This window comes from Aequorivita marisscotiae (genome assembly GCF_029814825.1).
Classification (GTDB): Bacteria; Bacteroidota; Bacteroidia; order Flavobacteriales; family Flavobacteriaceae; genus Aequorivita; species Aequorivita marisscotiae.
Map to the genome: position 1 here is coordinate 3,260,909 of NZ_CP122379.1, position 15,085 is coordinate 3,275,993.

Below are 15,085 nucleotides of genomic sequence, written 5' to 3' on the forward strand. Positions count from 1 at the left end.
ATGCTATAAAGATGACAAACAACAAAATAAACATCCATTTTTTAGGAGCGACAGGCACAGTAACCGGTTCAAAATATCTGGTAGATACAGGAGATAGAAAGATACTCATAGACTGCGGTCTTTTTCAGGGATTGAAGGAATTACGCCTTAAAAACTGGGAGTATCCACCCGTTAATGTTGCAGATATTGACGCTGTTTTGCTTACCCACGGCCATATGGACCATACAGGATATTTGCCGAGATTGGTAAAGCAAGGTTTCAAAGGGCCCATTTACGGCACCAATCCCACCTTGGACATCGCAAAAATCATATTGAATGATAGTGCCAAAATACAAGAACAGGAAGCCGAACGTGCCAATAAAGAGGGCTATTCCAAACACAGTCCTGCTGAACCACTTTACGATTTAAATGATGTAGAAAAAACAATCCCTTACTTCAAAGGAGTACCACCCTCGCAATGGTTACCCATTCTCAAAGATGTGAAAGCAAGGTTTCAATACAACGGACACATCCTTGGTGCCACATACATTGAGTTAGATTTACGCGGAAAACGTTTCGTGTTTTCTGGCGATATAGGCAGAACAAACGATTTATTACTGTTTCCTCCATTAAAGCCAAAAAAGGCAGATGTATTATTTATTGAATCCACCTACGGAGGAAGATTTCATCGTGATGAAGTAGAAGCACTTCCACAAATTGAAAAATTGGTCAATGAAACCATTAATAGAGGTGGCAGCTTATTTGTCCCAAGTTTTTCGGTAGAACGCGCCCAATTGATGATGCTTATTTTTTGGAGGTTACTCAAGGAGAACAAAATCCCCAAAGTACAAATGATTATGGATAGTCCAATGGGTGCCAACGTATTGGAACTGTTTCATAGAACTCGGGATTGGCACAGATTGGAAGACAACGAATGTGACGAAATGTGCTCACACTTTACAGTTGTTAGCAGTTATCGTGAAACAATGGAATTAAGAACAGATTACAAACCAAAAATCGTGATTGCAGGAAGCGGAATGCTCACAGGGGGAAGAATGCTAAACTATCTTGAAACCCAAGCACAAAACCCCAACAACACCTTGCTTTTTGTGGGTTATCAAGCTGAAGGTACGCGAGGCAGAAAATTATTGGAAGGCGATAAGGAACTTAAAGTGTATGGAAAATGGGTGCCCTTTGATATGGAAGTTGTAGAAATTGAAGGGCTCTCAGCACACGCTGACCATAGAGAACTTATAGATTGGATGGGCAAAATAAAAAATACGCCAGAGCGGATTTTCATTGTACACGGTGAAAAAGAAAGTGCAGAAGCATTGCAAAAAGGCATCAAGGAAACTTATGGGTGGGATGCAGAAATTCCGCAATTATACACCATCGAAGAAATAGAATAAATCACAACAATCAAAAAAAATATGGACACACACTCAAACATATTAAAATACAAACACCTCGGCATCTATACCCAAAACGAGAATGTAGTGTATATGCGCGAAGATTGCCACGTTTGTATTTCAGAAGGGTTTGAGGCACTTACCCGAATAAGAATATCCAACGCAAGTACATCAATCGTGGCAAGTCTTAATGTCCTGAATTCTGATATTCTGTTGCCTAATGAAATCGGACTATCAGATGCTGCCGCGAAAAAACTCAATGTGTCCCAAAACGATACATTATATGTTTCCCATTTAGAGCCTATTGAATCCTTAAGCCACGTCAGGGCAAAAATCTATAACAAAAAACTGGATTATAAGGCCTATAACAACATCATAACCGATATCGTGGAAGGCGATTATTCCAACATCCACCTTTCGGCATTTATTACTGCCTGTGCTGGCGACCGAATGGATATTGATGAAATATCCGACCTAACGAAAGCAATGATTGCTTCCGGAAAGCAACTGAACTGGAACAAGGATATCGTGGTCGACAAACATTGTATTGGCGGATTGCCTGGCAATAGGACAACACCATTGGTAGTTGCCATTGTTGCCGCGTATGGGCTTACTATGCCAAAAACATCCTCACGGGCAATCACTTCGCCAGCAGGCACAGCAGATACAATGGAAGTACTGACCAATGTTACGCTCTCTTCCGAGGAAATAAAGACCGTAGTAGAAAAAGAAGGCGGATGTTTTGTTTGGGGCGGTACAGCGCAGTTAAGTCCTGCCGATGATGTGCTCATTAAAATTGAAAAAGCCTTGGATATTGATAGCGAAGGTCAGCTCATCGCTTCAGTACTCTCTAAAAAGGCAGCAGCTGGTTCTACTCACGTGGTCATTGATATTCCCGTGGGAGAAACCGCCAAGGTTCGCAGTACCGAAATGGCAGAAAAACTAAAAAATCATATGGAAACCGTTGGAACTGCTGTTGGGTTGAATGTAAAAGTTGTAGTTACGGATGGCACGCAGCCTGTTGGAAGGGGTATCGGTCCAACTTTAGAAGCCATAGATATATTAAAAGTTTTGAAAAATGAGGAAGATGCACCTAAAGACTTAACAGAAAGAGCATTGCTTTTAGCTACTGAACTATTAGAACTTTCTGGAAAAGTAGAAAAAGGAAAGGGACAGGAAACCGCACGTGAAATTCTCAAATCTGGAAAAGCATATGAAAAATTCGTAGCCATTTGTAAGGCGCAAGGTCAATTTTCAAAACCAGTTTTAGCACCTTATAAAATTGAAATTAAAGCTGAAAAGTCAGGCGTTTTGCAACGAATTGATAACCGTAAAATTGCAAAACTGGCCAAGCTTTCTGGAGCACCACAATCTAAATCGGCAGGGATTCTTTTGAATGTCCATTTAAATGAAAAAATCGAAATAGACCAATTGTTATATACCATATATGCTGAATCCAAAGGTGAACTTAATTATGCCTTGGAATATGAAAACAACCATAACGACATCATAACTATAAATTAAAGAACATACTATGAAAACAATATTATTCAGTCTTCCCGGAAATGAAGAACTCACAGAACTAATGGCTACAAAAATGGATGCTGAAGTGGGTCAAGCCACATTAAGGAAATTCCCTGACGGGGAATCATACACGCGCATATTGTCTGATGTTAAAGATAAATGTGTGGTACTGGTATGCACCTTGCACGAACCGGACGAAAAACTGTTGTCACTATATTTTTTAAGCCACACAGCCAAATCATTAGGAGCTATGTGTACCTGTTTGGTAGCACCCTATTTGGCGTATATGCGGCAGGACAAAGTATTTAATGAAGGAGAAGGAGTGACTTCCGGTTTCTTCGGAAAATTGATTTCTGGTTTCGCCGATAGCATTACCACGGTTGACCCTCACTTGCACAGAATTAGTTCGTTGGGAGAAGTATATCAAATTCCAAATAAAGTGATTCACGCTGCCGATGCCATTTCAGAATGGATAAAAGAAAACATTGAAAACCCGGTACTTATTGGGCCTGATTCGGAAAGTGAACAATGGGTTTCTGAAGTCGCCAAAAATGCTGGAGCACCATTTATAGTATTACAAAAGGTACGTCACGGTGACCGTGATGTAGAAGTCTCTGTTCCCGATGTGGATAAGTACAAGAATGCCACACCTATTTTAGTAGATGACATTATTTCCACAGCCCGAACAATGATTGAAACCGTACAACATCTTAAAAAAGCAGGAATGAAACCACCTATTTGTGTAGGCATTCACGCCGTTTTTTCAGGAAACGCCTATCAAGATTTATTGGATTCCGGAGTAGAAAAAATAGTGACTTGTAATACCATCCCACACTCTTCAAATGGAATAGATTTAAGTGATATTATGGCAAAAGAGGTAAAAAAATTAATGCACCATATATGAGAAAACAAGGCTTTATAGTACTAATCACTTTATTCAGCATCACAATGACTGGACAAACTGAAATGCTCATTGGGCAGATTTCAGGCAGAGTTGTTATTCGGGAAAACTTTGATGAAAATGGTTCTTTTTTAAATAAACAAACTTTCAAAGCCAGTGAAACAATAAAGAAAAATGGATACTATGAAATTGAGGTAGTTACGGAATTGTTTGATAAAGACAAAAAATTGACCGATAAATACACCACAACCTATCGTTGCAAGCCTGATGAAGCAAGTGTAGTGGTAATGGCTTTCCCGTTTTCCAATCCAAAATCAAAGAAAACAGAAATCAACACCACTTCAAAGAAATTTAAAGAACTATACAATTTGGATAATCTGAAAAATATTGAATTGGAAATGAGTTTTGACTCGGGCTTGTTGAATTTTTTCGGTTCAAAAAGCATCATAAAAATTTACGATCGAAAATTAGAAGCTGGCAAAAACACTATTAAATCAAAAATAAATATTAAGGCCTATGCCTGGGGTATTCGCATTAAGCAACTCAACTATACCGTCAACGAAAAATTAAACGGGAATGGTTTATTGACCTTTCAGAAATTTACAGAAGAAGATAATAGTTATTTTACAATGACTTATAAATAGAACGAAAATGAACAACTACGACACACTTTCAGAAGCAATAAACGATTTACAGGGAAAAGGCTATACATATGATTTTAACCTAAAACCAGAATGTTTGGAGTGTGCCTCACTAAAAATTGAAATACACCCAGAAGATTTTAATGTTGACGAGATGCATCGTTTTGAGGGTATGAGCAGTACCGACGATAATAGTGTGCTTTATGCTATTTCATCAAAAAATGGGATTAAAGGACTTTTGGTAGATGCCTATGGCGTCTATGCCGAAAACATTTCGGAAGCTATGAGAAAAAAATTACGATAACACTTAAACAAGACAATAATGGAAAATCACGAACACCACAATCACGATGAAATGGACCATTCTAAAATGGACCATTCGAAGATGAAACACAAAAAAGAAGACCATTCTAAAATGAACCACAAAGGTGGGGACCATTCGGGTCACAATCCGGGTCACGGTCAAATGGGCCACGACCATCATAAAATGATGATTGCCGATTTCAGGAAACGGTTTTGGGTAACCTTAATCTTGACCATTCCCATCCTCATCATCTCCCCGATGATCCAAGGGTTTATTGGGTATGAGTTCCTGCTTCCCGGAAACCAATATATATTATTTGGCCTTTCTTCTGTAGTGTATTTCTATGGCGGCTGGCCATTTATTACCGGATTTTGGTCCGAAGTTAAAAAAGGTGCACCAGGGATGATGACCCTTATTTCTATGGCCATTACCGTGGCTTACGTTTATAGTTCGGCAACCGTGTTCGGCTTAGAAGGAGTTGATTTTTTCTGGGAACTGGCTACCCTTATCGCTATTATGTTGGTAGGACATTGGATAGAGATGAAAAGCGTCTTGGGAGCATCAAAGGCCTTACAGCTTTTGGTAAGTATGATGCCCGCAGAAGCCCATAGGGTAAAGGGTGATACCATAGAAGATATTCCGTTGGAAGATTTGTTAAAAGATGATGTCATATTAGTAAAACCAGGTGAAAAGGTGCCTGCTGATGGTATTATAACAGAAGGCACCAGCTACCTGAATGAATCTATGCTTACTGGGGAGTCCAAACCAGTTAAGAAAGAAATAGATGATAAGGTTATTGGAGGTTCGGTAAACGGTAATGGCAGCATAAAGGTAAAGGTTGAGCATACAGGAAAGGACAGTTATCTCAACAAGGTGATCACAATGGTTGAAGAAGCACAAAAGTCCAAATCAAAAATGCAAAACCTCTCGGATAGAGCTGCAAAATGGCTTACCTATATCGCATTAGGTATTGGATTTGGCACATTGGCGGTTTGGCTAATTTTAGGCTTCCCTTTTGTGTATGCTTTGGAGCGTATGGTAACGGTAATGATTATTGCGTGTCCGCACGCTTTAGGTCTTGCCATTCCATTAGTGGTCGCTATTTCTACTGCGGTTTCTGCACAGAATGGATTATTGATTAGAAATAGAACAGCTTTTGAAGAATCCCGAAAAATAACGGCATTATTATTCGACAAGACTGGAACATTGACCAAAGGTGATTTTGGTGTAACAAGGGTTGAGTCGGTCAATCAGAAATATCCACCTAAAGAAATTTTGAGGCTTTCAAGTGCATTGGAACAGAGTTCTGAACACCCTATTGCGGTTGGAATAATTAAAAAAGTAAAAGAAGATGAAGTTATTATTCCGAACCCTGAAAACTTTAACGCAATTACCGGTAAAGGAGTCGAGGCGAACGTAGAAGGGAAAGAAATAAAAGTTGTAAGTCCCGGATATTTAAGGGATGAAAAAATAACTATTCCAGAGGATGCCTATAGCGATGCCGCAGAAACTGTTGTTTTTGTCTTGATTGATGGAAAACTGGCAGGATACATAGCATTGGCGGACGAAATTAGACCGGAATCTGCCGATGCCATCAAAATTTTCAAAAAGAATAATATAAAAGTTTTAATGGCTACCGGTGATAATGAAAGAACTGCCAAAGCTGTTAGCGATAAACTCGGCTTGGATGGATACTACGCCGAAGTTTTGCCACATCAAAAAGTGGAAATAGTAAAAGAATTGGAAAGTAAGGGAGAGTTTGTGGCAATGACAGGAGACGGAGTGAACGATGCACCGGCTCTGGCTCAAGCCAATGTAGGTATTGCAGTAGGTTCTGGCACAGACGTAGCCGCTGAAACCGCGGATATTATTTTGGTAAACAGCAACCCACAAGATATTGCTAACTTGATTTTGTTCGGTAAGGCTACATACAATAAAATGATCCAGAACCTTGTTTGGGCAACGGGATACAACGTTATAGCCATTCCGTTAGCTGCTGGAGTGCTTTATTCTACCGGTTTTGTTTTGGGCCCAGCCGTTGGAGCTGTACTTATGAGTTTAAGTACGATTATAGTGGCTATCAATGCGCAATTATTAAAGCGAAAAATCGGTAAAAAATAAATGGACAAAAAAGAAAAACTCAACAGGATATTTTTAATCCTGTTGAGTTTATTTGTAGTGATGTTGGGCTATGGTATTTTATTGCCAACCCTTCCCTACTATACCGAAAGATTAGCTTTAGGAGATAACCTAGATACTGATTCGATTAACTTTCATATTGGTTTTTTGACCAGTATTTATCCGCTCTTCCAGCTTCTTTTCGTTGTACTCTGGGGCAGGCTATCCGATAAATACGGCCGTAAACCCATTATCATTGTTGGGCTAATCGGCTTTGTAATTATGCAATTACTTACCGGTCTTGCTACATCATTGACGATGCTATATGTTGCTCGCATCTTTGGTGGTATTTTCACGTCATCAGTTATTCCAGTTAGCAACGCATATTTGAGCGACATTACTTCTGAAAAACGAAGAACAAAAATAATGGGTTGGTCGGGTGTTGCCATTAGCTCTGGTGTTATTTTTGGCCCTGTCATTGGTGGCTTTCTGTCTCAAACTGACCTTCATTTAAAATATACGATAGGTCTGCTGCATTTAGACCGATTTTCAGTACCCTTTTTGTTTGCCGCTCTTCTAGGACTTATAGTCTTATTTGTAGTAGCAAAATGGTTAAAAAACACCACTCGCGTACATACGTTCACAACACAAAAAGCGAGCTTGCGATTCACATTTACCAAATATTTTGTCGTATTACTGGGTCTGTCGTTTGTCATCCAATTTGTAGTAACGCTGTTTGAAACTGTCTTTTCAATATATGGGAAAGATGAATTAGGATTTAACAGTAACCAAATAGGTATTGGTTTTATGCTATGTGGTTCAATAATGGCTGTTTTACAACCTTTGTTCGCTACTTACGGAGAGAAGTTTTTATCCACAAAGAAACAAATTGCATTAGGGTTGTTTATATCTGGATTATCCTTAATTGTCTTTCCCTTTTTTAAGAATGAATACTTGGTATATGTGTTAATCGTTGTTTTCGCTGCTGGAGGTGCTATGGTAACCCCAAACTTGTTATCAGCAGTATCATTGACATCTAAAGAAAATACAGGTAGAAATATATCCATACAAAGCTCAACAGGTAGCGTAGGTCAGATTTTAGGTCCTGTTGTAGGTACTTGGCTGATTGCAGATAGTTTTTACTATCCGTTTATTATAGCCGGATTAATAGTTATAATTTCAATTGGATTAGTCCAATTTGTCACTTAAAACTTTTAAAATTGAAATTCCAAATAAAAAAACTCCTTACAGCTTTACTTAAATATAATGAATTATAAATCAGGTGCGTAATTCGGTGCGTAATTAGAAATATATTATTTTAATTATTTGATTTTCAATAACTTAATTATTTAAAGATAGTTCCTCTTTCTCCGCTTATCAAAACCGTATTCCTTTGATTAATAAAGGTTTACGGTTTTTTCGTTTATAGATTTGTACGATTAATGTACGGTAGATTATTTTTAACCTCAACTTTCAATAAATTTCAATTTAAAGAATAGGGTATAAATTCCGTATCTTTGAAACTGTTTACACGTTGCCTGTGTAACCATTTGAACAAATAAAAGAGGGTTGCCGTACTGGTTGCCCTTTTTTTTGTTTTAATATTTTGAAAAAAGCCACATTTTAATGAAAATCTTTTTATTTACCTTAGTAATTCAAATACAACAGATTTCTATAGTTGTTAATCCTTAAGATTATGAAATATATTTCTTTATTGATGTTAGTTTTATTCTTATTCGCTTGTAATACCCGAGACGAAGGATTGAAAAGTGTGGGCTTTTGGTTGAGCGAAGATGTTAAAAATAAAGGAAATTACAAACAAATAATAAAAGCTGGTGAGGGGATGTTTTTAGTTAAATATTATATTGATCAAAGATCTGGCTCTACTTATGGTTCAGATTTTTATACATTTAACAAAGGGTGTTTTTCCGAGGGATTTGATTTTTTTTGTGAAACTGAAGATAATAACCTAATAACTGAACACGGGGAAGTTTTTGTGAAATATGACAAAGAGTATTTTTTTTATGATAATAAAGGATATCCGTTAGAAAGCCTTGTGAAGAAATATGGTGATCTTACGAAAGATAAAATTGATGAATTGGGAATAAAAATTTATGGCAAATGAATTATTGATTTTAAATATTAGTGGCGAAAATACTCCATTGGCTTTTATGACTTCTAAATATTTTATACCCGATTATTAAAAAAATAATTTATAAGTGTCTGTATGGGAGGGATATACAGATATTTTTAAGTCTTATAAACCTAGAAAACCGCAAATATTAAGGGTATAGGGGATGTTTTAATTGATTTTTTTAAAACTTTATGGTATTATAGGTGAAATAATTACAGGATTGGCGCCATCTACATACTATGAATATTACGTTACACCTTTGTGTGGTACTGGCACACCATTTCCAGCCGGCCCAAAAGGATTTAGCACACTTTGTGGGGGCGCAATAGATGCCTTCCCATTTTTTGAATCGTTTGAAAATACTTCGGGCACAAGAGATTGCTGGAGCAATGAGTATGTAGCTGGAGTTCCAACAGACTGGATGTATGTTGGTACAAATGGCAACAATTCTATAACGCCTAGAACTGGCGAGTTAATGGCTCAATTTAAGATCGAGTCTATGACCGAAAAAACCAAATTGGTTTCACCCGCTATGGATCTAACAGCGTTAACAAATCCTCAGCTTACTTTCTACTTTGCCAATGCAAATTGGATCGGAGATGTAGATGAGCTGCGTATATTTTACAAGACTAGTGCAGGAGGTTCATGGACACAAATTGGTGAAAGCTATACCACAGAACATACTGTTTGGACGCAAGTAATTTTAGACCTTCCAAACCCAAGTAATGATTATTATATTGCTTTTGAAGGTAAGTCTAATTTTGCAAGAGGAATAGATGTAGATGATGTAATGGTTGCAGAAGCTCCTACTTGTATGCAGCCTTTAAATCTTACTGCAACTCATATTACACAAGACTCCGTAGAATTATCTTGGGATGAAGTTGCTGGAGCTAGCAATGGATATGAGTGGTTTATTTTTGAATATAATGCAGATCCAACAACTGCTACAGCAGTGGCTACAGGTACCACACCACAAGGCACTACAACTGCAAACGTTAGCGGTTTAGAGGCTTATACTATCTACGATTTTTATGTAAAATCTGATTGTGATACAGACGGGATGAGCTTCTTAGCTGGACCAACTACATTTAAAACAGCGGTAATACCACCAGTTTGCGGTCAATTCTTTTACGATACGGGCGGAGAAAATGGCGATTATGGTAACAATGAAAATGTAACTACCATTATTTCGCCAAATAATCAAGGAGAAGCGGTTACGGTTACCTTTATATCTTTCGATACTGATTTTGGATGGGACGTGCTTTATGTTCACGACGGACCAGACGCTACTTACCCATTAATTGATAGTGGTAACGATGCAACACCTAATTTCCCTGCTGGAGGATATTATGGACAGACTATTCCTGGACCATTTACTTCTACTCATTCAAGTGGAGCATTAACATTTGTATTTAGAAGTGATTTTGGCGCAACTCGCGCAGGCTGGATGGCAGATATTTCTTGTACGCAACTCAATGTGGCAGATCAAGCTTTTGAAAACTTTATTTATTATCCAAATCCAGTGGAAAACAGATTGGTATTAAATGCTGCCAATCAAATTGAAACTGTAAAAGTTTACAATTTATTAGGTCAAGAAGTTTTAGCTGTATCACCAAATACAAATAATCCTACAATCGAAATGGATAATTTGCAAACTGGAACTTATATTATGAAAGTTACTATAGATGGTAATGAACAAACCTATAAGGTATTAAAGAAGTAAAATAACTTAATTTTTTTTATAGTTTTATTTTTCAAGAACCATTCTCTTAATGAGGGTGGTTCTTTTTTTGGTTTTCGGTTTTAAACACAACTCATAAAAACCTATTTAACCAATTGAAAAACTTGTTTTGCAATCTCCAATTCTTCATTGGTAGGAATCACTAAAATTTTTACTTTGGAGACAGGTGTGTTTATTTCGCGTAAGCTTTTTGATTTTGTTTCGTTTTTTTCATCGTCCAATTCTATACCCAAATAATCCATATTCCTGCATACAAGTTTTCGGATTAAGCTGGAGTTTTCACCAATTCCCGCAGTAAAAATTATAGCGTCTAAACCGTTTAAAGTGGCTGCATATGCTCCTATATATTTTTGAATACGATACGCATTCATTTGTAATGCAAGTTGGCAGTCTCTATTTCCTTTTTCGGCTTCGGCTTCAATATCCCTTAAGTCGTTGTAGCCGGTAAGTCCCAGCATACCGCTTTTATAGGTGAGTATTTCTTTAACTTCATCTACTGTGTAGTTTAATGTGTTGACCAAATGATAAATGATACCGTGGTCAATATCGCCACTTCTGGTTCCCATAATTAAACCGTTGGAGGGCGTAAAACCCAAACTGTGATCAGTGCTTTGCCCATTTAAAATGGCAGTCATACTGCATCCATTACCCAGATGAATGGAAATGATTTTAGAATTTTTAAGACCTAAATGTGCAATGGCCTTTTCTGAAACATATTGATGGCTCGTGCCGTGAAAACCGTATAATTGAATACTTTGTTCGTCGTAAAGTTGATTGGGGATTGCATACCTTTTGGCCTTTTCGGGAATGGTTTGGTGAAATGCCGTATCAAAAACCGCAACTTGTTTCGCAGACGGAAAAACTTCTTCAGCAACGAGAATTCCTTCTAGATTTCCCGGATTATGAAGCGGTGCCAACGTAGCGTATTCTTTTATCTTTTGTTTAACTTGGGTTGTGATTGCCGTAGTATTTGAAAATGAATTTCCACCATGAACAACACGATGGCCAACCACTTTAATGTCGTCAGTACTTTTAATCACTCCTTTTTCTGAATGAAGTAATAATTCAACTATTTTATGAAGTCCTTGTTTATGTGTTTTTATACTTTCGGTCTGTTGAAGCGAAGTTGCACTTGTTTTATAATTCAAAACGGCGTCCTGTTGCCCAATGCGCTCCACCAATCCGCTACACACCCATGTTTCCGAAGGCATTTCTATTATTTGAAATTTTATAGACGAGCTTCCAGAATTAATTATTAATACGTTCATAGGATTATATGTTTTTAAATAGCTTGTGCTTGTATTGCAGTAACCACAACGGTATTAAATATATCGTCTGTTGTGCAGCCTCGGCTTAAATCGTTTACAGGTTTGTTTAACCCTTGAATTATCGGACCAATAGCCAAAGCTTTTGTTTCTCTCTGAACCGCTTTGTAAGTATTGTTCCCCGTATTTAGATCGGGGAAGATAAACACATTGGCTTGTCCGGCAACTTCGGAGTTTGGCATTTTAGACCGGCCAACCGTTATATCTACGGCCGCATCGTATTGTATTGGTCCTTCTACTTTTAAATCAGGTCTTTTTTCCCGTACTATTTGCGTTGCCTCTCTCACCCGTTCTACATCGGCTCCTACACCGGAAGTTCCTGATGAATACGACAACATTGCTATTTTCGGTTCAATTCCAAATGCCGTGCTGGTTGCAGCCGACGAAATGGCAATTTCGGCCAATTGGATTGAAGTAGGGTTTGGGTTAATTGCGCAATCTCCATACACCGAAACACGATCTTCCAAAAGCATAAAAAATACAGACGAAACAATTGAAGCCTCTGGCTTGGTTTTTATAAATTGAAGCGCAGGAAGAATAGTGTGCTGCGTAGTGTGCTGAGCTCCGGAAACCATCCCGTCTGCATGACCCTTATATACCATCATGGTTCCAAAATACGACACATCTATCATGAGATCCTTCGCCATTGCAAGATTCACGTTTTTGTGTTTTCGAAGTTCGAACAATGTTTTTGCGTAGGCATCAAAATGAATAGATTCACTTGGATTTACAATGTTAATTTTGTGTAAGTCCAGCGCAAGATCCAAGGCTGTAATTCGCTCTTCAATTTCCTTTTTATCGCCTAGCAATGTAATGGTTACCACGTCCAAATCAATTAATCGTTTGGTGGCACGTAAAATACGTTCGTCTAGCCCTTCTGGTAATACAATGTGCTTTTTTTCGGCCTTTGCCTTTTTCAATAAATTATACTGAAACATTCTAGGTGTAATTCCGTTTGTTTTAAACGTAATTAAGCGTTCTACCAAAGCATCTACTTTTACGTGCTTTTCAAAATCTTTAATAGACGTATTAATTTTTTCGGTGTTTTCGGCATAAATCTGCGATTTTATTCTTCCCAAACTATTGGTAACGGAAAATGTACCTCCTGGAACCGAAATAATAGGAACAACTTCTGAAAGCCCTTCAATTAATTTAATAATTGAATCTTCCGGCACCAGACCCGCGGTAAGTACGATACCCGAAATAGCAGGATAATTATCGGAGATATTTGCTTGCAGAGCGCCCAAAATAATATCGGCACGGTCTCCCGGTGTAATAACAAGCGCATTTTCTTTTAAATGAAGTAAGTAGTTATGCAATTGCATAGCGCCCACGCTGTAATTACCAGCCTGATTATTAATAAAGGATTCTCCAAACAGAACCTTTGCACCCAAAGTATCTACAATTTCCTTCATCGAAGGATTTGCCAAAACTGGGTTTAACGGAATTGCACTTACAATTACTTGCGAAGGAAGATATTTTTCCAATTCGGTAATAACCAATTCTTGATTTTGAGGTTCTACTTTATTGGCGATTACGGCCAAAACCTCTACTCCTTTGTCTTTAAACGAATCGAACGCCATTTGTAGATTGCCGACAAATTCGTCTAAGGTTTTGCCAATACCGCTAGCTAGGATAATCGCGGGCACACCTAAATTTTTGGCTATTAATATATTAATATCGAATTCCTTTATAGTGCCTTCACCCGTAAATCCGGTACCTTCAATTAGTATAAAATCAAACCGTTCTTCGAGGGCTTTGTATTTTTCAATAATTCTACTAATTATTTCGCCGTCTTTATTTTCGTTTGTTTTCTTAATTACCTCGCTTCGTTTAAAGGCGTAGGCATCTTCAAATTTTATATCTAAGTTAAAATAGGTAGAAACTGTGTTTATATGATTGTCAATTTCACCAGATTTAAAGTCATCAATAATAGGTCTGAAATAGCCTACTTTGGCCGCCTTTCCCAATAACGACTGCATTAATCCCAGTGAAATAATAGACTTGCCACTGTCTGGTTCGGTTGTGGCAATATAAATGGCTTTATTCATTTTTTTAATATTTATTCAAAAGTAAGCAACATTATAAACACCGCTATAAAATTTTAGGTTAGATGTTCCAAACGTGCTAAAACTTTATGGCCTCTTCAAAATTTTATGCTTCATTTAATACAGTTAGTTTATCTGAATTGTAACCAAACTTCGTTTTTTTAATCCAATGGTTAATTTATCAATGTATTATTCACTTAAATAAATAACTATGGAAACAAAATTATTACTACTCGCATTAATAGGTGTATTTTCAGTAAATGCACAAAATACATATAACCTTGACTGGGTTATGGGGATTGGAAGTAGCGTAGATTTAACTATAGATCAAGGCGATACCGTAATTTGGACTTGGGGAGATAATGCACCCCATACAGTAGAAAATGAAGTAGGAAATTCTGTTGAAACTTTTAATAGTGGAGTTATTTCGGGAATGGGAGAAACCTATGCCTACACCTTTACCGAGGTAGGCGACAACAGATATTTTTGTGGCATTCACGGTGCAAATAACATGTCGGGAACCATTACAGTTAGAGAGGTTTTGGGAGTTGAGGATAACAATTTAAGCTCAATAAGTATCTACCCAAATCCATCGTCTTCAGTAATAAATTTGGAGATTCCACACAACATTCAATCTGGCCAAATAACCGTGTACGATGTATTAGGAAAACAGATTTATTCAGATGAATTTATATCAAATCCTAGGATTTCAATAAACATTGCGAATTGGAGCCAAGGAAATTATTTTTTAAAAGTTGTTTCGGGTGAATACACAATAACCGAAAGGTTCATTAAAAACTAATTCAATAAAGATACGTATTACTGCTAATTTTTTGGATGCTACTTCGGTTGCAATTTTGAAAATGCTCTTTTCCGATTAAAACGAAATTGACCCTCGTTATTTGTCACAGTTAATCATCTTTAAAACAATTGAACATGATATAGCATCCATAGATTTGCA

Annotated in this window: 12 protein-coding genes; 10 read left to right on the top strand and 2 right to left on the bottom strand. The window is 37.4% G+C overall.

What is annotated here, in order from left to right:
• Window positions 1–11 precede the first annotated feature (11 nt).
• The 9 genes from QCQ61_RS14595 to QCQ61_RS14635 all read left to right on the top strand — a co-directional run bounded on the left by QCQ61_RS14595 (window position 12) and on the right by QCQ61_RS14635 (window position 10,733).
• Window positions 12–1,388, top strand: a complete 1,377-nt coding sequence (locus tag QCQ61_RS14595) for an MBL fold metallo-hydrolase RNA specificity domain-containing protein (RefSeq protein ID WP_279448373.1) — start codon at window positions 12–14, stop codon at window positions 1,386–1,388.
• A 21-nt stretch (window positions 1,389–1,409) separates the two neighbouring features.
• Window positions 1,410–2,912 carry a thymidine phosphorylase family protein gene (locus QCQ61_RS14600; RefSeq protein WP_279448374.1) on the top strand — a complete coding sequence of 501 codons (1,503 nt, stop codon included), beginning with the start codon at window positions 1,410–1,412 and terminating at the stop codon, window positions 2,910–2,912.
• Between the two features lie 10 nt (window positions 2,913–2,922).
• On the top strand, window positions 2,923–3,816 hold the full coding sequence (locus QCQ61_RS14605) for a ribose-phosphate pyrophosphokinase (RefSeq protein WP_279448375.1): 894 nt from the start codon (window positions 2,923–2,925) through the stop codon (window positions 3,814–3,816).
• The gene (locus tag QCQ61_RS14610) at window positions 3,813–4,457 is read left to right on the top strand and encodes a hypothetical protein (RefSeq protein WP_279448376.1); all 645 of its coding nucleotides are present in this window, start codon (window positions 3,813–3,815) and stop codon (window positions 4,455–4,457) included. Before QCQ61_RS14605 ends, QCQ61_RS14610 begins: the two co-directional genes overlap by 4 nt.
• A gap of 7 nt (window positions 4,458–4,464) precedes the next feature.
• Window positions 4,465–4,758 carry a phosphoribosylpyrophosphate synthetase gene (locus QCQ61_RS14615; protein ID WP_099543716.1) on the top strand — a complete coding sequence of 98 codons (294 nt, stop codon included), beginning with the start codon at window positions 4,465–4,467 and terminating at the stop codon, window positions 4,756–4,758.
• A gap of 18 nt (window positions 4,759–4,776) precedes the next feature.
• A complete protein-coding gene (locus QCQ61_RS14620) occupies window positions 4,777–6,879 on the top strand; it encodes a copper-translocating P-type ATPase (protein ID WP_008991330.1) in 2,103 nt (700 codons plus the stop codon).
• On the top strand, window positions 6,880–8,085 hold the full coding sequence (locus tag QCQ61_RS14625; RefSeq protein WP_279448377.1) for an MFS transporter: 1,206 nt from the start codon (window positions 6,880–6,882) through the stop codon (window positions 8,083–8,085).
• Between the two features lie 487 nt (window positions 8,086–8,572).
• On the top strand, window positions 8,573–9,001 hold the full coding sequence (locus QCQ61_RS14630) for a hypothetical protein (RefSeq protein ID WP_279448378.1): 429 nt from the start codon (window positions 8,573–8,575) through the stop codon (window positions 8,999–9,001).
• A gap of 181 nt (window positions 9,002–9,182) precedes the next feature.
• Window positions 9,183–10,733 carry a T9SS type A sorting domain-containing protein gene (locus QCQ61_RS14635; protein WP_279448379.1) on the top strand — a complete coding sequence of 517 codons (1,551 nt, stop codon included), beginning with the start codon at window positions 9,183–9,185 and terminating at the stop codon, window positions 10,731–10,733.
• Between the two features lie 101 nt (window positions 10,734–10,834).
• Here the strand turns inward: QCQ61_RS14635 and QCQ61_RS14640 are convergent, their stop codons facing one another.
• Together QCQ61_RS14640 and pta are read right to left on the bottom strand one after the other, a co-directional pair.
• Window positions 10,835–12,019 carry an acetate/propionate family kinase gene (locus QCQ61_RS14640; RefSeq protein ID WP_279448380.1) on the bottom strand — a complete coding sequence of 395 codons (1,185 nt, stop codon included), beginning with the start codon at window positions 12,017–12,019 and terminating at the stop codon, window positions 10,835–10,837.
• A gap of 14 nt (window positions 12,020–12,033) precedes the next feature.
• Window positions 12,034–14,127 carry a phosphate acetyltransferase gene (gene pta / locus QCQ61_RS14645; RefSeq protein WP_279448381.1) on the bottom strand — a complete coding sequence of 698 codons (2,094 nt, stop codon included), beginning with the start codon at window positions 14,125–14,127 and terminating at the stop codon, window positions 12,034–12,036.
• Between the two features lie 208 nt (window positions 14,128–14,335).
• Between pta and QCQ61_RS14650 the strand changes: the two genes are divergently transcribed.
• On the top strand, window positions 14,336–14,926 hold the full coding sequence (locus QCQ61_RS14650; protein WP_279448382.1) for a T9SS type A sorting domain-containing protein: 591 nt from the start codon (window positions 14,336–14,338) through the stop codon (window positions 14,924–14,926).
• The last annotated feature ends 159 nt before the right edge of the window (window positions 14,927–15,085 follow it).